Origin of the sequence: cyanobacterium endosymbiont of Rhopalodia gibberula, assembly GCF_003574135.1 — a bacterium.
Classification (GTDB): domain Bacteria; phylum Cyanobacteriota; class Cyanobacteriia; order Cyanobacteriales; family Microcystaceae; genus Rippkaea.
In genome coordinates, this window is record NZ_AP018341.1 from 2,786,601 (window position 1) to 2,808,774 (window position 22,174).

The following is a 22,174-nucleotide window of genomic DNA, read 5'->3' on the forward strand; positions in this document are numbered from 1 at the left end:
TAATTTTCGCAAGTAGTGCTTTCACGGTGTGATCGCCGATGGGTAATTTTTAATGAGAATGACACAACTATTAATGGAAAAAGTAAGCAAATTATCTTGTATCTTTAATATTTAAGCAATTAGAGTTAAATTTATATTGTTTTAATCGACATTTTTTATAGTAACTTCTTTAATAAAGACTTTGTTGAATCGCTTTCTTTCGGCAATCTCATGGGCTTTTATTTAATGCTATCTCCCTTTTATTATCATTTTTTTAGTTTAATCTTAACTAAACTACTCATATGTAGTAAATAATTCTCAAAAACAATTACCATATCTATTCCCTTATCTTTACAGTATATAATCTAACTTTATCTGCAATTTTTTTAACTTTCTTTACTCTTATAAAGACAAGACTTTTGCTCTCATTCTGGAGATAATTTCTGGGTTACTAGTTAACTTTAACGATTTTTCTTTTCTAATTCTACTAGCTAAACTTTTAGTCCAGCTGACATTTAGTTATTGCTATCCTAGACTTTTTTATTTTCACAGTAGAAACAACAGCTTAGTTATAAAAAAAGTTGATAACCAAGAAAAAGTAAACTTTTGGAGTTGGATTGATTCCAATCAATTTAACCATTTATATGGTGTTAATTTTAATACAAAGTTTGCAAGTAAATCAGTGTTTATAGATTAATAGATGATGTTGTAATTATCGGTATTTAAAATGCTTAACATCCATGGTTAATTTTTAATTAAAAACCTTTAAGCTGTCGCCTTTTTTCTTCTTTTGTCAGTCCTTTACTTTGTAATAATACTCCAAATCCTCCTAACCCCATAGGATCGATTAATTGGTGAAGGGTATCCCGACGTTTAATCACCTCAAGAAAACCATACTTGCCTGTAGACAATTCCAACAGGCGACTGCCCAATCCTAATCCCATTAAAAATAATCCTTGTTGAGTAAATTTTATAGTTTCTAAATTTAATAAATTTCCTTGTTTTTCCAGAGCAGTAAAGTTAACATGAGATGTTATATCCTGCCGCCCAATATTAACATAAGGATTATCATGATGACGGTGTTTATAGTAACATTTTAACGTTCCTTTATGACGTTGAGGGTGATAATATTTACTAGCTATATGTCCATAATCTATTGTTAGTAGATAACCACGTTTTAATTTACTACATATTTTTTTTAACCAATCTAAAGCCTTCAAATTAACTTCTGTTCGATAGTTTTCAGGATATTTATTAGTATTTAAATTAATATCAATTAATTTAAAATAATCTATAATTTTTGCAGTTGACAATTCTGAAATAACTTCTTTTATTTTTCCTTCTGACTGCGTTATATATATTTCTGTCATTTTTTTATTCTTAATAGTTATCATATGAACTGGGAAAGCATCTATTAATTCATTGCTAAAAATACAACCAATTATAGACAAGTCTTCAATTTCATCCCATGATTTCCAAATAACTTTATTCTCCTTACCAGTCATACTAAGAATATTTTCTTGTTTTTCAATTAATCTTTGTGCTTCTTCAACAATAATATAGTTGGTTGCTTCATAGAAATCTGGATAATTATTATGTAAATATTTTAAAATATCAGCAGCACACCAACCACTTCCCGCACCTACTTCCACTAAATTAAAAGCTTTGGGAGAGCCTAATAATTTCCACATTTCTAAAAACTGCTCAGCTAGTAATTCTCCAAAATATGATCCTAAAGAAGAAGCTGTAAAAAAATCTCCCTGAGTTCCAATTTTTGCTCGTCCGGAAGAATAATATCCTTCTTGGGGGTGATAAAGGACTAGATTCATATAGTCAGCAAAAGTGATTTTTTGCTGTGGGGATTGTTTAATGGCTTCAATAATAAATTGCATAATCTCCAGAAAAAATATACTAAGATCGTTAGGGGATTTAAGCATACTAGGCTACTCTAACACGCTTAAAATACTAACTATTAAATGCCTGTTAAATTCACTTAATACGCTGACGATCAACTCCTAAATAAGTTCTCCTAAACGAGAAGCTAATCGCAGATCAATCACTCCTGTAACACCTCTTTAACTTTATTAATAAAAAATTATATACCATCAATAAATCCTATCTAATGATTAGTGAATTAAGCATAGAGATAACTATTAGCTTCTTTGATAATTTGAGTGCGATATTGATTTTCAATGATCTCGTTAAAAGTAGCGATTGCCCACGATATCCTACACTTACACGTGATGGAATCAATATAATGTTCGGAGTCAGAACTTTAAGAACTGATACAGTTGGGACTACTTGGATAAGCCGTCAGTCTTTGCTCCCTTGCACCCAAATTCTTAGGTTGTGTTACCTTAAAATAGTTGCAGTATCAGAGGCAACTACTCAAACAGTGATCCAAACGAACAAGATCCTAACAGAACAACAATCATCAGTAGATCTGGATTTATCCTTCTTGACAATTTAGCCATTGTAGACATAACCAAATTCTCCCATAAGTTTGTCCTAATTTACTTGGATTAACTTAACATTTAACAAGGGGACAATTAAAGTTAAATAGTTTTTCAAAAACCCTAGTTATTAATTTCATCAAACAAAAGGAGATTTATGATGTTTATCGACGAATTAAAGCCTATTTTTCAAGAATTTTTACAACATCCATTAGTATTTACTGGGGGTTTTGTATCTGGAAGTCTAAAACTAAAATTATCCGAAGATCCCTTAAAAAATTGGTTAGAAAGACAAGGATTTACCAATTTTACCTATACAGATAGCACTTCTAATAACGGAAGTGGTCCTCAATCAATTTCCATCGATTAACTTCTATAGAATCAGCAAGGCTACATTGAGAGACTTGCTGATACTTTATCTAAAGAAAAAATAGTCAACTTAGACAATTCTGATTATGTTCCTCAGAGAATACCAATCAATTAGACTACTCTAATTGATTGGTATTGACCCTTATTTGAATCCGATTAATCAAAGCCAAAAAATATGACGCCGGTGAGGCTTCATGAACTACTATACTAAAATTCGTCAATAGGACTCCACTTCAATTAAAAAACCAGTGTTAACCTCTAGGAATTTGTTTGAGACAAAAGAATTTTTGGGGTAATCTTTAGGTCTATCGATTTATTTGTTTCAAGAACTCCTATTTGTGTAGTCAAGCAATTGCATCCTGCTAGAGACAATTCCACCGTTTTCGAAATAGCTAAGCAATTATTTGAGCGCAAAGCCCAAACATAAAAGCCAAACATTAAGTCAAGTGGACGTACATCAACGGACAGATAAACGCAGCTAGTTTTGTACAAAGTTTTATGAAGTAACCCAAAGAACGTCAAAGCATTAAAATCTTGACTATGGTTTAGAAACATCAACAGGAATTAACTCCACTAATGAAGAAGCAGAATTGTCTTGTACAGATTTTGGATACGTAGAGCAAATCTCTATGACACTAGTTTTAGATTTACTAACCTCGCAGAGACTAATGTATGCAGTACCGATCTTACATTTGCTCAAATTACTCAGGCTAGACTCGAAACTACTAAAAACTCACTGACAAACTGTGATGTCTAATGGTAGACGTGGATTTTAGTAAAGACCAGAGTCTATTATCGTAGAAAACTTCATATTAAACATTTAATAACTACTGTAACTACAGTAAGTTAAAGTTATACTCCATTACTTAATTTTTTAAGCATAATATTTTGGTTAAATTGGGAGATATTTAAGAGTAACAAGCTATAATGAGACTCCGTTTAGGTTCCTGTTTGGGACCACCTCCAAACAGGAACCTAAACGGAGTTTTATACTATCTTAATTATCAATTACAATGTCTTCCAATCAGCCACCAAAAGAATCAAAGTCCGCCTCTCCTTTAGAAGAAATTCGCACAACACGTCTTGAGAAAGTTGAGCAGTTAAAACGATTGAATTTAGTTCCCTACGCTTATAGGTGGAAATCTACTAATACTGCGGCTGATTTACAGGATAAATATATTGATCTTAAAGATGGGGAAGAAATTGACTTAAAAGTGGCGATCGCGGGGAGGATTATTGCCCGTCGAGTGTTTGGAAAACTAGCTTTTTTCAACCTGCAAGATGAAACAGGAACCATTCAATTATACTTAGATAAAAAACAGATTCAATCCTCTATGGAGGATTTTCCTAATGCGTTTGATAATCTCAAAAAATTAACAGATATTGGTGATATTTTAGGGGTAACAGGAAACTTAAAAAGAACTGAAAAGGGAGAACTATCTATTAATGTTAATACTTATACTATTTTGACCAAGTCCCTGTTACCTTTACCCGATAAATGGCATGGATTAACAGATACGGAAAAACGCTATCGTCAACGCTATGTTGATTTGATTATTAATCCCCAGGTAAGACAGACTTTCCGTCGTCGTGCCCAAATTACCGCTTCAATTCGTCGCTATTTAGATGAACAAGGATTTATTGAAATAGAAACTCCTGTGTTACAGGGAGAAGCAGGGGGGGCGGAAGCTCGTCCTTTTGTCACTTATCATAATACTTTGGAGATGGATTTATACCTGAGAATTGCTACTGAATTACACTTAAAAAGGTTAATTGTAGGAGGGTTTGAAAAGGTTTTTGAATTAGGACGAATTTTCCGTAATGAAGGGGTTTCAACCAAACATAATCCTGAATTTACTTCCATTGAAGTATATCAAGCTTATGCTGACTACTTCGATATGATGGAATTAACTGTAAATATTATTACAACCGCGGCAAAAGCTGCTTTAGGAACTTTAAAAATTATCTACCAAGGGGAAGAAATTGACTTATCTACTCCATGGAGAAGAGTAACAATGCATGAAATTGTCAAGGAAAAAAGCGGTCTAGATTTTAATAAATTTAAAACTTTTGAAGAAGCAAAAAAAGCTGTTAAAAAAGCTGGAATTGAAGTTCCTGATGATTGTCTTTCTCTAGGTAAATTACTCAATAAAGCCTTTGAGCAAACCGTTGAAGAAACCCTGATTCAACCCACTTTTGTTCTTGATTTTCCAGTAGAAATTTCTCCTTTAGCTAAGCCTCATCGCTCCCAAAAAGGGTTAGTAGAACGGTTTGAACTATATATTGTGGGACGAGAATTAGCTAATAGTTTTTCTGAACTAACTGATCCCATCGATCAAAGACAAAGATTAGAAGAACAAGCTGTCCAAAAGAAAAAAGGAGACTTAGAAGCACAAGGAGTTGATGAAGATTTCTTAACCGCCTTGGAATACGGAATGCCCCCCACAGGTGGATTAGGAATTGGGATAGATCGCTTAGTAATGCTATTAACTGATTCAGTCAGTATTCGGGATGTAATTGCTTTTCCTCTTTTAAAAAGTCAGAGTGTTGTGGTTAAATCTTGTGAATATAATGCTGAAAAAAAAGTTGATAGTTAAATTTGCTAATGGAGGTATCTATCAATAGCAATTTGTCCACAAATCTCTTTACTAAAAATCAGAGAAAACCTTAAGAAGATAATCTTTTGATGATCAAAATCATTGCTCAATTCGGAGCTAATAGAGAGGTCAAAAATTCTAAGCTCAGATTGGTCTAAGTTGATTATTAGTGGAACTTAAGCATTAATTAAAGAAAAACTGACGATATAGTAGGAGATACTAACATTAATCTGAAGTTTTTTAACTTTACATTTCATTAGTTAATTCTGTATTCTTAAGTAAGTTTGAGAGAATTAACTTCTCTAGCATAAATCTTTTTAAAGAACTTTTGTTCTATGGTTTAAGCTCAGACAATCTTATGTGATTATCCATCCATCTTTTTCGAGGAGTGCGATGCAGGTAAAAATGTCAATCATCTTGTACAGACATTTCAAAAAAAGTTTGTTCCCAAATAAGATTACCTAAATTTCTAAACACCTAGTTTTTAAGTTGCCATATCTTTAAAATTCATTAAATATTCATGCTCGCTTTTACTTGAAAAACAACTTTTCGGTTAAATAGCTGTATTAATTTTTACAAAAACATTAAATAACTGTATTTTCTTTTACAAAAAAGTTTATGTTCCTAATCTGTAACATTTCTCTATCCCCCCACTAGGCTAATCCGATTTGGGGGTTTATTATTAGGATTGAATGTTTACTATTAAGGGTAAAGATGAGACAACCACTCAAGAGTATAACAGTAACCAAACCACAACTGACAAGAAACTCGGCTAATGTCCATCTATTTTCTAAACAAAAGCCCCCATCAAAATCCATGGAAGACTGGAAACAAGTAGAATCACTCTTGGACAAAAGAACTCGCACAGACAACACGTTTATTCGTGATTTTGTGAGTTATCTGAGTTTGTCTACTCTTTTTATCTTACTCGGACTTTTAGTCGGTATTATTGGTTATCATTGGACTGCCCATTTAAGTTGGATAGATGCTATGGTGGAAGCGTCTATGATTCTCAGTGGAATGGGTCCTGTTAGTCCACTATCAACTAATAGTGCCAAGTTTTTTGCCTCACTTTATGCATTGTTTAGCGGATTGATTTTTGTTTTAGCGATGGGGGTTGTTCTCTCTCCTCTTGTGTACAGTTTACTTAAACAATTGCGTTTAAATAAACCTGATTAGAGTTTTATTTTTAGTAATTCTTCATATCGTGTTTCTACTTGAGAAATTAATTCGCGTAAACTGGAGTCATTTTCTAGCCTCTCCCACACTTGTAAGATATAGTTATCGGAAACTTCCTCGAAAAGATAGTCTCTTGGAGGGAGAAGACTTAGGTACTGTCCTAATAATTGTACAGTTTCTCCTAACCATTTTCCTTGATTTTCTTGTTTTAATTGAGTGTAAACTGTTTTACCTTTCTCTAAAGCTTGTTTAATACGAGTCAATTTAGTTTTTTCCTGTTGGAGCATCCATTGCTGCATGTCAGTAGGATATTGATCGAATTTTTCTTTAATGTTCATACAATCAAAAGAGTGTTGCCCACATCCCCAAAATACACTGCGCTTTCTTATATCCTTTTGTAGATAACTTCATTATGCAATCACCTAACATTACTAACTCCTTAAATACTAAATGCTTTTCTCCAAAAATCCAACATTTAAGCATCTCCAGCTTAGAAATTTATCGATAGACATGCGAAGGAAAAGCCTATACCAAAACTGTTTCATTCCCGCCCCCATCCTGCTACAATTTCGTTGACGCTATCAGCCTTAAAACTAATACATGTAAAGCTATTCAAGAACTTCGATGTATATTATCTCCTATTTCTGAGATTGCTGTCATTGAAAGTGATCACTTCTGTGATAGAGATGATCCCCAGCACAGTCCGCCAGACTGGCTAATTGGAATTTGCTCTCCTTACCGAAGTACATTAAATGTATAGAACAAAATTCTAAACTGTTTTAGTAATGGGACTGGGCTTACTTAGTCAATCAGTATTCAGCGACAGCAAATTTAGGTTTGGGAAAATAAAGAATTACTATTGGTTTCTGCTAAAAACAACATACTTTCTACTCTCGATAGAAATAGGTAGTTATAGAGAAGACAGGGAGAATGAAAAAATGACTATATTTGGCGATCTAACAATGCATTTCAATTATGATTAGATTTCAACTAATTAAATTAGTTAAATAAGTATGATTTATAAAATAAAACCTATAGATATTATTTTAGATAAAGCCACAGAAGGAATTGATTTATTACCAGAAGAAGGGATTGTTTTATTAACTCAAACAGAGAAAGCATCAGTTGATTTTATTAGAAAAACAGCCGATAAACTGCGCTATAAACAAGTTGGAAATACTGTTACTTATGTGATCAATTGTAATATTAATTTTACCAATATTTGTGAACAACATTGTAATTTTTGTGCCTTTCGACGGGATGCAGAACAAACGGGAGCATTCTGGTTAAGAACAGATCAAATCCTTGAAAAAGCTGCCTATGCTGTCCAAAAACAAGCGACAGAAATTTGTATACAGGGAGGGTTACATCCCCAAGCTAAGTTAAATAAAACTTCCCTTGATTATTATTTAATTTTAGTAAAAACGTTAAAACGAGAATTCCCCCAACTTCATTTACACGCTTTTTCCCCCCAAGAAGTCCAATTTATTGCCAGAGAAGATGATATTAGTTACAGTGATGTCATTATCGCCCTGCGGGATGCAGGGTTAGGATCTATGCCAGGAACTGCAGCCGAAGTCTTGGATGATGACGTTAGGCGTGTTATTTGCCCTGAAAAGATCAATACACAAACTTGGTTAGAAATCGTGAGCACTGCCCATCGTTTAGGAGTTCCTACTACAAGTACCATGTTATCTGGTCATATTGAAACCCCGCAACAACAAATACGACATTTAATTCATTTAAGAAACCTTCAAAAAATAGCTATTGAAAAAAGTTATCCTGCTAGAATTACAGAGTTTGTTTTATTACCATTTGTTGGAAAAGAAGCCCCTCAACCCCTAAGAAAAAGAGTGGGGAGAGATCAACCAATATTAGAAGATAATTTATTGTTAACAGCAGTGGCAAGAATTATGTTAGGAAACTGGATCTCTAACCATCAACCCAGTTGGGTTAAATTGGGGCTAAATGGGGCATTAAAAGCTTTGCAATGGGGCTGTAATGACATTGGAGGAACGTTAATGGAAGAAAATATTACTACGATGGCAGGAGCAAAAGGGGGAACTTGCATGAAAGTAGAAACCTTACAGAAGGCGATCCAATCTATTCACCGTCCTTATCAACAAAGAGATACTATATACTCAGACCCTTTATCAATCCCTAATAGGAATCAATAGTAGTTTAGACTGCGGAGATTCAGAAAACATGTAGTATAGGGGTTTTAAGGTTTAGTTGTGTCTTTTTCCCATTACTGTAGCATAAGCTTTATAGTGCACACTAGTCGAAACTGCTGAAACTGTCACCGTGCAAGGCGCACCTAGTATTATAGGTAACTAGATAATTCTAAGCCATAACCCATAAGACTTTTAGCTAATCTTCTCTTAATCTGTACTTCTATATCTACCCCATAGCACAAAATTGCCACTTTAAAGTTGGAGCAATTTTAGCCTTTTCTAGATCGTGCCCGATGTCCAATATCTCGACGATAATATTTTCCTTCAAAATCAATGCAATCAACCCCTTGATAAACTTCAACAATAGCCTCACTAAAATTTTGTCTGATCGCTGTTACTCCCAAAACTCTTCCTCCATTTGTGACTAAGCGATCTCCTTTTAATGCCGTTCCTGCTTGAAACACCGTCACTCCCATTGCCTCCGCTTCTTGAATACCTGTAATTGGTTTCTCTTTCTCATACCTTTCAGGATACCCCGCAGAAGCTGCCACTACACACACCGCCGTTCCTGAGTGCCAACGTAGGGGAGGGAACTCTCCTAAACGCTGTTGTACACAAGCTAAAATTACTTGATCTAAAGGAGTTTCCAACAAAGGTAGCACCACCTGGGTTTCCGGATCACCAAAGCGACAATTGTACTCTAATACCTTGAGTTCTCCTTGAAGAGATACCATTAACCCTGCATACAAGACACCTCGATAGTCTATCCCACGGTCGCGTAAGGCGGTTACAGTGGGTTGCAAAATTTCCTTATCAACCCGTTGTAATAAGTCTGGTGTGGCGATTGGGGCTGGACAATAGGCCCCCATTCCTCCTGTGTTAAGTCCTGTATCCCCCTCTCCAATGCGCTTGTGATCCTGGGCAGGTAGCAGGGAACGAACTGTTATTCCATCAGTTAGAGCTAATATAGAGACTTCTTCCCCGATTAAGTATTCCTCTACCACAATCAGGGAAAATCCCGCTTTAAAGAGGTCATCAACTGCAGCATAGGCTTCTGAGACTGTTTGGGCGACGATAACCCCTTTTCCAGCCGCCAATCCATCAGCTTTAACAACAATGGGGGTTCCTTGTTGAGTGATATAAACTTTAGCCGCAGCTGCATTAGCAAAAGTTTTTCCTTGGGCGATAGGAACTCCCGCTTCAGCCATCAGAGTTTTTGCCCAGGACTTACTTGACTCAATTTTTGCTCCGAGTCGGGTAGGACCAAAAACAGGGATACCTTTTTCGAGAAGAAGGTCGCTAATTCCTAACGATAGGGGAACTTCTGGTCCAACTACTACAAGATCAATGTGATTTTGAAGGGCAACTTGGGCAATACCATCGATATCCTCTACCGCTAAGGGGATATTTTCGCACCTTTTTAATAAGGCAGTTCCTCCATTTCCTGGCACACACCAACATTGTTCAATTCGAGGAGACTGTAACAGTTTCCATACTAAGGCGTGTTCGCGCCCTCCATCACCAATAACTAAAACTTTCACCTTTTTCCTTATCAAACTACGTTTAAGATACCATCAATAATGGTACAGAAGGATCAAACTAAGAAGCTAAAAAATTGATGTTGTCTTCTTATTTTTAGAAAAAAGTAGATAATTCACTGAATCACTTCAACATCGATGGTGGTTGCGTAGGAAGAATTATCATCAACAGTTTGATCATTATGACTTTTTTTACTGTATCCACAAAATAAGCTAGAAAGTTCACTCACTAATAAAAATATTAGTAAGCTATCGTCAACCCATCCTAGAATAGGGATTAAATCTGGTGAGATGTCAATAGGGCTTAATAGATAAATGAGAGTTCCGAGAATAATAAGCCGGCGATACTGAGGACGTTTCATGGCATTTCGATACCAATCATAGAAAGCTTGAACTATATAGTTCATAGTTGTTGACCTAAAATTTATTTAATCTGATTAACTTAATCATAGTTTTACTTAAGTTGGCTAGATTAATCAAGGGAAAGTTTCCGTACCTAATATTAAGGTTGATTATTCAATACTCAATTAACAATTAGGGTTAAAGTCGTAATTAAGAGTTACACATTGACAAATTTAGTCAAAATATATTTGATACGGAACGGATAAAGCGATCACCATAACATTGGATTAACTCGAGATTGTTCAATAATAACTAAATTTCTGAGGAGATAAGGGGACTGAATTCTAGTTTAATGCTCTGAAGTAAAATTATGATCAACCTCAAGATATAATCCTCTTTAGATTTGACATTAAACATCATTTTAGTCTTTTGCTATCATTAACTCTGATTTAATAGAAGCTCGTACAGAACTAAAAAAGTAGATCAAGATCGACCCATATTTTCTTATTATATATTTGTTTAAATTTACGATAAGTCAGCATTTAAAAAAGTAAAATAATTAAATAGTTTTGCAAAACCTATAATGTAGAAATTAAAGACGTGAATACACAACTTGTTCGTCAGTAGTAAGTTCATAAAAATCTATACTTATTAGACAAACAGTATTCTAGTAGATTTTGTTCTTTAATTAAATTATGCTTCGATCAATATTTAACTTTATTTAAATCTAAAATCTCAAATATTAAACTAAGTTTAATATTTGAGATTTTAGATTTAGAAAAATTCATCATTAATCATTATCAGATTTTATACAAGATAGGAATAGTTTAACTTATAGAAAAAATAGACTTTATAGCAATCTATATTCATTAGAGTTCAACCACCGGAAAACTTCATTAAAATTATGAGAGATTTGCTTGAGGTAAAGCAATACCTGTATTTCAAGATGTATCGTAGTTAAATGAGATCTAATTAATGTGGAAATATCTTTACAAATAAGGTTTTTAAACCTAACTGAAAGATTGAAGATAAAAAATATTAAATAGGTCTTAAATTTTAAGATAAAGGATATGTCTAAAATACATAAATTGAGTGGATAATAAATAGAAGTAACACTCAAGTATTTAAGTTAAAATTACAGATAAACAATGTAAATTAAAACGACTAATAATTGATAAAACCGATATATCTGAGAGACAGATAAGTTATTATCCACTGTTTATCTATTTATACAAATAATGAGTTTAAAAAAATTAACTAGAAGCTAAAGAGTTTTAAAACATCAGTTAAAAAAATATGTCTTGGTTAAATAAGAGCAAATATGTTTTATATTAAAAAATATTCATGTTAATACCAAAAGTTCAATCAAACTAAGTGAATAAAATCTAATTAGTTTTTTAAATAATTTGGGGATAAATTATTACCTATTTTTATCAATAAGAAATTTAAGGAATAGTAGAATATTTTAGTAGAAAAACGAAGTTGATTGAAATGAGAACTTGTAGATTTAGAAATTTCGTTTATTTTACACTCTTAGGTCTCTTGACTTAGCATTTTAATTGTTAATTTAGAATTAACAGTTTGGGATAACAAGAAATAGCCATTTTAAAGTCACTATGATTATAGTCACCAAAACCTGTAATTTCAAAAGTACCTAAATCAAATGTTTGACACTTATTAAAGTTACCTGTTACTCCTGTAAATATTTTTACTTAGAGAAAACTCGTTAATAGCAGATAGTTATTTACTACATAAATATATTGTAGTAGAGCAGCTTGTATTTTGAAATGTACTAAGATAGCTAAAACAATTAAGGATCTTTTATACTAGCTATTACAAAATAATAACAAATAAAAAATAAAAATCTTACTCCATAAGATTTCTATAACTCTAAAAAACTTCTACGTTAGTCATATTGTTTATAAACGATTTAGTCCAATGAAAATAATAACAAAGGTTGAAGTTATATTTTCTTTGCTTCTATATATGGGGATTAAAAGAGTATTTATCTCCATCCCCACTTTAAAACCTTTTTATGGGTAAAATTGACTTTTAACTTCCGGTTTTCTGCTAAAACCTCTCTATCAGATAATCGCCCACCCGCAACGCATTAGCAATAATTGTTAATGCTGGAGGAACCCCTGAACTTGATGGAAAGAAACTACTATCAACAATATAAAGATTTTCAAGATCATGAGTACGACAATTCAAGTCAAGAACAGAATTAGTTGGATCTTCCCCAAAGCGACAAGTACCACATTGGTTAGCAACCGCCTGTATAGTTACTTCCCCACGAGGGTAAACTGCTAGCTTCTCAAAAACAGAATTTCCCAGCTTATTTTCTCCCTTTTTTAACACATCTATCCAGCGATAAATGAGGCGATCATGTGCCTCAATATTATTTGGGGTGTATTCAACATATAGCTTATCCCCACTGACTCTTACACGATTATTCGGATCAGGCAAGGTTTCCGTATACATCCACCAACCGATAGATCGTTTTGCTAACTGTTTAAGTCCAAAACCAGGCATACCTTTGGCTAAAACTGACAAAATGGGGGGAGATTCGGCAAAAATAATATCTTGAAGCAGTCCCCCCGTATTCTCAATATGACCCATTGGGTAAGGGAAATTTTCGTCACCCCAGTAAAAATCATTGATACTAACTGTTCTGAGAAATTGTCCCGAATTTGACTTGGCACTCAATTCTACCATTGCGGTTTGATGATGTTTCATGAAATTACGCCCCACCTGATCAGAACTATTCCCCAATCCGTTAGGATGTTTATGATTAGCAGAACGTAACAGTAAAGCCGATGAATTGATAGCACCGCACGCTAAAACAATTATATCTCCAAAAAATAGGTAAGATTGACCGCAAATTTTTGCTTCTACTGCTCTAACTGCTTCTCCTGAGGAATTAGTCAGCAAACAAACCACCTTTGCTGAAGTTTTAAGGGTCACATTGGAGTGTTTCAATGCCGGCACAATACCAAAGACTTCCGAGTCTCCTGTAGGATCATCTTCTGAGCGAGTTAAACTCAGAGGTAATGTCGCGGGACGTAAACCCTGTTGGGTTATCGCATCAACAATCTTTTGAATTTGGGGCTCGTTCTCTATCGGGGGTAAAGGATAATCCGAACTATGAAAAGGTTCAGTAGGATCATCCCCTGTTCGCCCATGAACCATGTAAAGTTTTTCCGCTTCGGTATAATAGGGTTCAAAGTCGGTATATTTTAGTCCCCAAGCTGGTGAAATTCCTTCTTGATGTTCCACGTTTTCAAAGTCTTTTTCCCGCATCCTAACTAATGCCGCGCCGTAGATTTTTGTATTTCCACCAACAGCATAATTTGTCTGAGGAGAAAACGTTCCTCCATCCTTGTCATACCAGCGTTCTGGCGCACGATAACGTTCTTTTCTAAAAACGTCAACGTTGGCTCTATTTTGTTCCTCCAGGGGCATAAAGTCTCCCCTTTCTAGAATTAAAATCCTCTTACCCGTAGGGGCTAGTTTATTAGCTAGAGTTCCTCCTCCTGCCCCCGTACCAACAATAATCACATCATAATGTTGATCATCAATAATCATAATTGCCTCTATTCTACTTATTACCTATTACCTATTACCTATTGCCATAGATAAATTAAGATAAATAAAATAATCCAAATAACATCAACAAAGTGCCAAAATAAAGAGGTTGCCATCACGCCAAAGTGTCCCCCTTCGTAATTCTTTGGAAAAAAAGAACGACCCAACATCAAAGTTTGTAAAATAACACCTATGAGAACGTGCAACCCATGAAATCCTGTTAGGAGATAAAACATTCCCCCAAATACGCCAGAGGTGAAGCGGAATTCTAGATTACTCCATTCAAGCATTTGTCCAATCAAAAAGTAGCTTCCCATGGTCATAGTCATTAACAGAAAAAACCGAAAAGCCCAAAATCGACTGTTTTCTAAACACTTTTCAGCAATATAGATAACAAAACTACTAGACACTAAAACCGCCGTATTAATTGCAGGTTCCTTAATTTCTAATCCTGTAACTCCTGCCGGCAGCCAATCAACTGCAGTAGTTTTGTAGACAAAATATCCGACAAAAAAACTGAGGAAAATAATACTCTCTGATAGAAGAAACACGACAAAGGCAAAGAGACTATTGCCCTCTGAATCGTGTCCATGTTTTTCTATTGCCCCATGCAATTGTTCTGAAGAAACCGAACTGTACATCATACTCTCCAAATTTTCAAGTCAGGGAATAAGAAATTAATAGCAACAATCGAAAACTATTAACTGTTAACTATTTACTACATCCTAATCATTGCTTCCTCATTAGCAACTAATGGATCTGATTTACCATAACCATAGGGACCAGAAACAATCACAGGAATATCTTCAAAATTTTCTACACTAGGAGGAGAGGAAATTATCCACTCTAACCCAATAGCACGCCAAGGGTTATTAGAGGCGATCGGTCCTTGCATCCAAGAACTAACCATATTGACAATAAAAGGCAATGTAGACATTCCTAGTAAAAATGCCCCCAAACTCGCTACCACGTTCCAAAAAGTATATTCAGGGTCATAAGAAGCTACCCGACGTAACATTCCCTGTAACCCCAAAGGGTGCATGGGTAAAAAGTTTAAATTCGTACCAATAAAAGCTAACCAGAAGTGTACCTGTCCCCAACTTTCATGATACATTCGCCCTGTCATTTTAGGAAACCAATGATAAATAGCGGCATACATTCCCATCGTGACTGTTCCATAGAGGACATAATGGAAATGTCCTACAACAAAATAGGTGTTATTCACATGAATATCCACGGGGACTGCTGACAACATAATGCCCGTTACCCCAGCAAAAATAAACATAATCAACGCCCCCAAAGCGAATAACATAGGGGTGTTAAGGCGTAATTTCCCTCCCCAGATAGTAGCTACCCAAGCAAACACTTTAATTCCAGTGGGAACTGACACACACATGGTAGACAACATAAACACCATCCGCATCCAACCTGGGGTTTCACTAGCATACATATGGTGTACCCAAACTAAGCCACTAACCCCAGCAATGAGTAATGAAGAAATTGCAACAATTTTATACCCAAACAAAGGTTTACGGGAATAAACCGGGAAAATTTCTGAGAAAATACCAAAGATGGGCAGGATAATTACATATACCGCAGGGTGGGAATAAAACCAGAAAAAGTGTTGAAATAAGACCGGGTTTCCTCCTCGAGAGGGGTCAAAAAAGCTGGTTCCTACAGTGACATCAAATAGTAACATCACTGCCCCTGCGGTGAGGGCTGGTAAGCCAAATAATTGAATAATTTGCGCGCTAAAAACTGCCCAAACAAAAATTGGCATCCGAAAGAAGGTCATTCCAGGGGCGCGCATTTTTACCACAGTAGTTACAAAATTGACCGCTCCCATAATCGAGGAGATTCCAGAAATAGCCACTGCTAACAACCAGAGAACCTGTCCTGTGATCAACTGTTCCGTGGGGTTTTGAATACTAACTGGAGGGTAAGACCACCAACCAGCCTGAGCTGATCCACTGGGAACAAAAAAGCTGGCTAACATTAATATTCCCACCACGGGTATCATCCAAAAAGCGGCCGCATTAAGACGAGGAAAAGCCATGTCTTTTGCCCCTATCATAATAGGAACCAAATAGTTAGCTAACCCGACTAATGAGGGAAATGTCCACAAAAACAGCATGATAGTGCCATGCATGGTGAATATTCCGTTGTACAAAGTTCGATCAACTAAATCTGCTTCCGGGGTAATTAATTCCCCCCTAATGACCATGGCGAAGGTTCCACCAATGAGGAAGAAAACAAAAGAAGTAACTAGGTATTGAATCCCAATGACTTTATGATCTGTACTAAAGCTAAAATATCTTCTCCAATTTCTGGCAGATAGGTCCGGGGAGCTGTCTGTAACAATGTTTGTGTCTTTTACTTTACGATCTGTCATGTATTTCTTCCTGACATAGAATGCGGCTAATTATAATCATTTGATGCTGGTTACAAATACTAATGCTCGATAAAAGAAGAAAAAACCGAGGGGATATTTTCAACTGCGAACCACGAACCCAGATTAGGTAGGATAATTGACTACTGGCGGTTCTGCTGGAACAATTGTCGGCCAGCCAGTTTTAAATGCTTTTTCTGTTTGTTGGAAATATTCTGAAGCTGCAACATTATTTGCGGGAGACGGTTTGCGTTTTGCTGCTTCAAATAACCACTTTTGATAAGCTTCAGGGGACTCCACTACTACATCTGTTTGCATCGTGGCAAAATAAGTTCCACTAAATTGAGAATCTCTTAAGCGATATTTCCCTTCCTTAATGGGAGTAAATTCAAAGTCAGTGGTTTTGTTAGGAACGATATCTTGCTTAACTCGAAAAGCTGGAATGTATAAGCCATGCAGTACATCTTTTGATTTCAATGTCAAACGAACTCTCTGGTTTGCGGGAAGATGCAATTCCGTACTGGTTACATCACTTTCAGGATAACGAAATACCCAAGACCATTGTTCTGCAACCACTTCAATGGCTTGACTAGGTTCTGGGATAACAGTAGCAGTTTGTCCAGAAACGATTGGTAAGGGGTTCAGTTCCATTGACCCGCGAATAGCGATTTGATCGTAAACCTGATAGCTATATCCCGCTAACCAAAATACCAAAAGAATGGGTATGGATGTCCAAACAACTTCTAGGATAACGTTTCCTTCAATATGAGGTCCATCACTATAATCATATTTAGCCGCTCGTTGAAAAATAACAGAGTAGATGATTACTCCAGTAATTCCTAAAAAAATAAAAGTGCCTAAAGTCACGAGAAAAGCAAACAATTTGTCAATTAATAGAGATTCTGCCGAAGCTTGAGGAGGAAACCAAGAATAAGAAACTTTTCCCATCCAAAGACTAATCAATGTTAGGGCAATCGCATAAACAATCAAAAATAAGATATTGCGAAGTTTCATAATTAATAAATATCCAGAACAATAAAAGTAATCCTTAGTTAATAGAAGTTTTACTCAAAAACGTCATGATTTTGATTTATACCCTTCAGGGGAGTTGACTTCTGACATCAATAACTTAGACTCTTGTCCTGATTCTAACAATTGGTCAGCTGTATTGTGGACCCCAAATTCTGCAGCAATTTGCGCCCCCAAGGTTCCATGAAGGAACAACAGAAATAGCATAAAGATACCCACCCCTAAATAAACCCACTGCACTTGGATGGTTCTTTCTCTACGCCAGAGAAACCGTTGGAATCCTCTCCAGATAGTCATTCCAATCATGAAAGCAAGGAGAAATACTCCCCCTACACCATGCCACAACATGGTGTCCATTGCACTAAGTCCCCAAGCACTTTCAACATCAGTGATTGGGTTGGCTAACATCATCTCGTAAAATCCGGCTGCTACTGTGAAAACAGTGATAATCGAGGCTGCTAAAAGATTGTACCAACCGACATCAAAAAAATTGCTACGGGTAGCGGGAATCGCAAAGAATTTAAACACAGGTTTTTGGAACCCAAACATTGCTCCCAGGGTATCAAAAGCAATGGCGACTATAAACAATCCTATAGTCAGATGAACTAGATTAGGATGAATAGGGACTGAATAAGGAAGTCCATTTGCGCCCAAATCAGCCGTGAATGTATCAATTACTTCAGGATTCATTATTGTAAAACTCCCTCCTTAATGGCTTCAACAACAGGGACGGTGTGGAGTCCATATACCCACACTAATTCGTCTCCGAGATAGACTTGAATACCAACAATTGTCACTAGAACTAATACCAATCCTAGATAAGAAACTGGCAGCTTTTCGGGGGTTTTTGAGCGAATTACATAACGCCACCCCGTGATTCCCGCAATGATTCCTGACAATGACCAACCAATCAACGTATGAAGATGTAATACAGGTTGTACTGCTTCATAAGGTTGGGCTAACCCCGCTTCATATTGACCGAAAATAATAGCTATAAAAATAGAAGCGGTAGCAACCAACATATTCCACCAACTTACCTCATATAAACGAGTGTTGCGAGTGAAGTAACCAATTACATCGCATGAAAAAGCAAACAAAACCATTGCAATAACGAAATGTACAACGATGGGATGAATGGTATCGGGATAGGGTAAATTATGGTCATTTAAAGGTGGAAGATAATTAAACATAAACATTTTCTTGGCAGATCTTCACCTGTCAGTACATTTCTTTAGTTGTTCCATAATGAATATATGAGATTTATAAAAAAATATTTGTATCTTTTATGACTTTTTAATTGACAAGAAAATAGTATAATGCTTGTCTTCTTCTTTAAGATTTGATTAAAATACAGTCAAAATTTTGTATTTTAATTATCTGACGTTTTTCTGTTGCATTAATTTTGTTAATCAGAAATTGTGAATTGACAAATTACATCAGATATGCACTCTTCAAAAAAGATGATGTAATTATTTTGTTATATATTTTTACTAACTTAAAGTTGTTCAACAATAACTAAATTTTTTAAAAAATAAGGGCACTAAAAGGGCACTAAATTTTAGTTTAAATACTATCAACATAAAGTTACTTTTAAATCAAAAGATAATTAGAGTAATTATCTTTTGATTTTCTTTGTTTATTCTAACTTAATAAAGAGTAGCAAACAACTATAAAAATAGATTAGTATCACCTCAATTTATGCTAAAAAAACATGAATTTATAAAAAAAAATCTAAGAAGACTGATAAATTAACTTAGAATTCAACCATATTAGCTTAAATTTTGCTGATGGTTATCACAAATTTGATCGATAAGCAATTACCCAAATCTTTCAACTTAACATTATCTAGTTTTTGTTTTAAATATCAATAAATCTTAACATTCTACTGAAGATAAATCAAAATATTTGGTAATAAATCAGTCTTCTAATAATTAAATAGTATTAACTTATACTTTAAGTTCTTTTCAAATAAATTAGGCTATTATGTTAGAGTTAAGTACAAACCTAGCACTAACCAACACTCCAAAGAATCACTTCAATGGAATTTTTAATCTCAAACACATCTTAAATCAAGATTGTTTAAACAATCTTGATTTAAGATGTGTCGGTTTTGTTTGAGTATTCAGTATTTCTAAAATTTTTCCAAACTAACCTAACTCAAGAGACAAGAACTTATGGTTAATCAACAAAAAAATAAAACTGACCTTCATCATGTTGTGATTATTGGTGGTGGTTTTGGGGGACTTTATGCTGCTCAAAAACTTGCCAAAGCCCCCGTTAAAGTCACCCTGATTGATAAACGTAATTTTCACGTTTTTCAACCATTGCTGTATCAAGTAGCTACGGGAGGATTATCCCCGGCTGATATTTCTTCTCCCTTACGGGCTGTGTTGAGTAAGAGTAAAAATACGGAAGTACTAATGGGAGAAGTATCCACTATTGATCCCGAAAAACAAACGGTGAAACTCCGTTACCGAGAAATTGAATATGATTCTCTGATCGTGGCGACAGGAGTAACCCATCAATACTTTGGCAATGACTGGGAAGAAAAAGCTCCCGGACTAAAAACTATTGAAGACGCCCTAGAAATTCGTCAGCGGGTATTTATCGCCTTTGAGTCAGCTGAAAAAGAACCTAACCCTGAAAGAAGAAAAGACTGGTTAACCTTTGTCTTAGTGGGTGGGGGTCCGGCTGGGGTAGAATTAGCTGGATCCTTAGCTGAACTAGCTCATGGAACCCTAAAAGAGGATTTTCGTAATATTGATACTTCCCAAGCTGAAATCGTACTCTTACAAAGTCCTCAGTATATTTTACCCACTTATCCTCCTCATCTCTCCCTTAAAGCTCAGAAATCCTTAGAAAAGTTAGGGGTGACAGTCAAAACTGGCGCAAGAGTTACTGACATTAAAGGTCAGCTGGTAACTTACAGTCAGGGCGAAACTATCGATCAAATTCGCACTCGTACAGTTCTTTGGACAGCAGGGATGAAAGCATCTGCTATGGCTAAGACCTTAGCAGATTGTGCTAAGGCTCAACTAGATAAAGCCGGACGGGTTATGGTTGAACCTAACTTCAGTTTATCCGAGTATCCCAATATCTTTGTTATTGGAGATTTAGCCCATTATCCTGACAAAAAGGGTGGTATTTTGCCTGGTATTGCCCCCGTTGCCATGCAAGAGGGGGAATATGTAGCGCGTTTTATCCGCAATAGTCTCCAAGGCCGTCCTTTATCTCCTTTCAAATATACTGACTGGGGAAACTTAGCGGTGATTGGAAAACACCAAGCTGTTGTTGATATGGGGTGGTTGAAACTATCTGGTTTTCTCGCTTGGTTTGTCTGGTTGTTTATCCATGTATTCTACCTACTTGAATTTGACAATAAATTAATTGTCATGATTCAGTGGGCGTGGAGTTATTTCACGGATAGCAAGGGTGCACGTTTAATTACCACACCCGGAAAAAATCCTGAAATCAAGCTTGAGGATGATCATGAAACGATTGTTTGTAAAACAGGAGCTGCTCACCATGTAGAAGTTAATTAACTTGACTCAAACTCATAGTTAGTAGCAGCCGAGAGAGACCTAACACCTAGTGGATAGGGGGATAGTTGATTATGCTCCTATCATAAGTATTATGAGTAAATGGCTGAGTTATCTCTTTTGATAATTATCAAGGGTGGTTAGTGCAGCTTCAACAATTAAAATATAGCAAGGTCTAATATTTTTTTCGGAAAAGAAACCAAATAGCTCCAACCCCACTAATAATCAAAAGAGATTGCCAAAGATTGAGAGAAAGATAGTGAGTGTCCTTTTTTTCGGACTGACTAATCTTGTCAGGATCGACTCCTTTTTCGCTGACCGGAACTGTTAAAATATCCCCGTGGCCTTCCTGTTCAAATTCCACTTCCCAGTTGCCAGGAATCGAATTATCGGGTAGGAAGGAAAAACGACCTTGCTCGTCAGTTTTCCCTTCTATCCAAGGTTTATCGGGATTATTCGGGGCATAGACTAAAACATTAGCATTTTTAGCGGGTTCTCCATCACTATAAAACGACTGAAATTCTAATTCTTCTAAAAATACATAATTAGTCTGCATTGCATGGGCTAGAGTTTTTGCTGGTATTCCTAAGATGCTCAAGGACAAAGCAAAGAATAATAATGTTTTCTTCACGGCAGGTTTCTCCTTAGTCATTTATGCTGTTCAAACTATAGCAAACTCCTTATTTGTATGGAAGTTCTAGGTTTAGGCATAGTTCACAAAATCAGACTGCAGCCAGATTGTTTAACAATTTTTTACAACTAATGGATTGAGACTAAAGTTCGACAACAGCTTACCATATCTATGTTGCCTTTTTAACTAACTAAGGGCAGTCCGTAAATTGTAGAAAGCAGCTCGTATCAGTCCAAGTTTATAGTAAACTTTTCCCCGATTAAGACTAAGTGTAGGGCAGACCAGAATTCAAACCAATTATTTCTTACTTACGTGAAATAGTTAATGGTAATTTGATAATTCCTATTTTTAGGATAGAGACAGCTACCAT

General features: G+C 35.5%; 17 protein-coding genes and 1 pseudogene. 6 read left to right on the forward strand and 12 right to left on the reverse strand.

The annotated features are described in order from the left end of the window. Nucleotides 1-734: 734 nt before the first annotated feature. Nucleotides 735-1,916 carry a class I SAM-dependent methyltransferase gene (locus RGRSB_RS09050; RefSeq protein ID WP_420822993.1) on the reverse strand — a complete coding sequence of 394 codons (1,182 nt, stop codon included), beginning with the start codon at nucleotides 1,914-1,916 and terminating at the stop codon, nucleotides 735-737. A 676-nt stretch (nucleotides 1,917-2,592) separates the two neighbouring features. On the opposite strand from RGRSB_RS09050, the gene RGRSB_RS09055 reads away from it, so the two are divergent. After that, entirely contained in the window at nucleotides 2,593-2,802 is a 210-nt protein-coding gene (locus RGRSB_RS09055; RefSeq protein ID WP_119260767.1) for a ssl0294 family protein, read from the forward strand. A gap of 257 nt (nucleotides 2,803-3,059) precedes the next feature. On the opposite strand, the gene RGRSB_RS10240 is transcribed toward RGRSB_RS09055, so the two are convergent. Further along, nucleotides 3,060-3,356 (reverse strand): hypothetical protein, encoded by a 297-nt coding sequence (locus RGRSB_RS10240; RefSeq protein ID WP_172582088.1) that lies wholly within the window; start codon nucleotides 3,354-3,356, stop codon nucleotides 3,060-3,062. A gap of 40 nt (nucleotides 3,357-3,396) precedes the next feature. Here RGRSB_RS10240 and RGRSB_RS11220 point away from each other — a divergent pair, with 40 nt between their 5' ends. From RGRSB_RS11220 to RGRSB_RS09070, 3 genes and pseudogenes are all read left to right on the forward strand, one after another. Continuing rightward, nucleotides 3,397-3,558, forward strand: coding sequence for a pentapeptide repeat-containing protein (locus tag RGRSB_RS11220; RefSeq protein ID WP_172582089.1), 162 nt, complete (start codon nucleotides 3,397-3,399; stop codon nucleotides 3,556-3,558). Between the two features lie 256 nt (nucleotides 3,559-3,814). Continuing rightward, nucleotides 3,815-5,423 (forward strand): annotated as a pseudogene (gene lysS / locus RGRSB_RS09065) (lysine--tRNA ligase); the annotation flags it as partial. Nucleotides 5,424-6,112: 689 nt separating this feature from the next. Next, nucleotides 6,113-6,577: a two pore domain potassium channel family protein gene (locus tag RGRSB_RS09070; RefSeq protein ID WP_232014516.1), complete on the forward strand. Its 465-nt coding sequence runs from the start codon at nucleotides 6,113-6,115 to the stop codon at nucleotides 6,575-6,577. On the opposite strand, the gene RGRSB_RS09075 is transcribed toward RGRSB_RS09070, so the two are convergent. Beyond that, the gene (locus RGRSB_RS09075; RefSeq protein ID WP_119260770.1) at nucleotides 6,574-6,915 is read right to left on the reverse strand and encodes a hypothetical protein; all 342 of its coding nucleotides are present in this window, start codon (nucleotides 6,913-6,915) and stop codon (nucleotides 6,574-6,576) included. The genes RGRSB_RS09070 and RGRSB_RS09075 overlap by 4 nt on opposite strands. A 675-nt stretch (nucleotides 6,916-7,590) precedes the next feature. Between RGRSB_RS09075 and cofH the strand changes: the two genes are divergently transcribed. Next, complete coding sequence (cofH, locus tag RGRSB_RS09085) at nucleotides 7,591-8,754, forward strand: 7,8-didemethyl-8-hydroxy-5-deazariboflavin synthase subunit CofH (RefSeq protein WP_119260771.1); 1,164 nt, start codon at nucleotides 7,591-7,593, stop codon at nucleotides 8,752-8,754. Between the two features lie 266 nt (nucleotides 8,755-9,020). Here cofH and purD read toward each other — a convergent pair whose 3' ends face one another. The 8 genes from purD to RGRSB_RS09125 form a co-directional block, all read right to left on the reverse strand. Continuing rightward, entirely contained in the window at nucleotides 9,021-10,292 is a 1,272-nt protein-coding gene (purD, locus tag RGRSB_RS09090) for a phosphoribosylamine--glycine ligase (protein WP_119260772.1), read from the reverse strand. A gap of 113 nt (nucleotides 10,293-10,405) precedes the next feature. Beyond that, on the reverse strand, nucleotides 10,406-10,696 hold the full coding sequence (locus RGRSB_RS09095) for a YkvA family protein (protein ID WP_119260773.1): 291 nt from the start codon (nucleotides 10,694-10,696) through the stop codon (nucleotides 10,406-10,408). A gap of 2,005 nt (nucleotides 10,697-12,701) precedes the next feature. Beyond that, on the reverse strand, nucleotides 12,702-14,216 hold the full coding sequence (locus RGRSB_RS09100; protein WP_119260774.1) for a GMC oxidoreductase: 1,515 nt from the start codon (nucleotides 14,214-14,216) through the stop codon (nucleotides 12,702-12,704). A 38-nt stretch (nucleotides 14,217-14,254) separates the two neighbouring features. Continuing rightward, nucleotides 14,255-14,857, reverse strand: coding sequence for a cytochrome c oxidase subunit 3 (locus RGRSB_RS09105; protein WP_119260775.1), 603 nt, complete (start codon nucleotides 14,855-14,857; stop codon nucleotides 14,255-14,257). A 77-nt stretch (nucleotides 14,858-14,934) separates the two neighbouring features. Next, nucleotides 14,935-16,608, reverse strand: a complete 1,674-nt coding sequence (locus tag RGRSB_RS09110) for a cytochrome c oxidase subunit I (protein WP_172582090.1) — start codon at nucleotides 16,606-16,608, stop codon at nucleotides 14,935-14,937. Between the two features lie 123 nt (nucleotides 16,609-16,731). Next, on the reverse strand, nucleotides 16,732-17,619 hold the full coding sequence (locus RGRSB_RS09115) for a cytochrome c oxidase subunit II (RefSeq protein WP_119260776.1): 888 nt from the start codon (nucleotides 17,617-17,619) through the stop codon (nucleotides 16,732-16,734). Between the two features lie 63 nt (nucleotides 17,620-17,682). Then, entirely contained in the window at nucleotides 17,683-18,324 is a 642-nt protein-coding gene (locus tag RGRSB_RS09120; RefSeq protein ID WP_119260777.1) for a DUF2231 domain-containing protein, read from the reverse strand. Next, nucleotides 18,324-18,824, reverse strand: a complete 501-nt coding sequence (locus RGRSB_RS09125; protein ID WP_119260778.1) for a DUF2231 domain-containing protein — start codon at nucleotides 18,822-18,824, stop codon at nucleotides 18,324-18,326. Before RGRSB_RS09125 ends, RGRSB_RS09120 begins: the two co-directional genes overlap by 1 nt. A 984-nt stretch (nucleotides 18,825-19,808) precedes the next feature. Between RGRSB_RS09125 and RGRSB_RS09130 the strand changes: the two genes are divergently transcribed. Further along, nucleotides 19,809-21,176, forward strand: coding sequence for an NAD(P)/FAD-dependent oxidoreductase (locus RGRSB_RS09130; protein WP_119260779.1), 1,368 nt, complete (start codon nucleotides 19,809-19,811; stop codon nucleotides 21,174-21,176). Nucleotides 21,177-21,348: 172 nt separating this feature from the next. On the opposite strand, the gene RGRSB_RS09135 is transcribed toward RGRSB_RS09130, so the two are convergent. After that, the gene (locus RGRSB_RS09135; RefSeq protein WP_119260780.1) at nucleotides 21,349-21,825 is read right to left on the reverse strand and encodes a carboxypeptidase regulatory-like domain-containing protein; all 477 of its coding nucleotides are present in this window, start codon (nucleotides 21,823-21,825) and stop codon (nucleotides 21,349-21,351) included. Nucleotides 21,826-22,174: the final 349 nt, after the last annotated feature.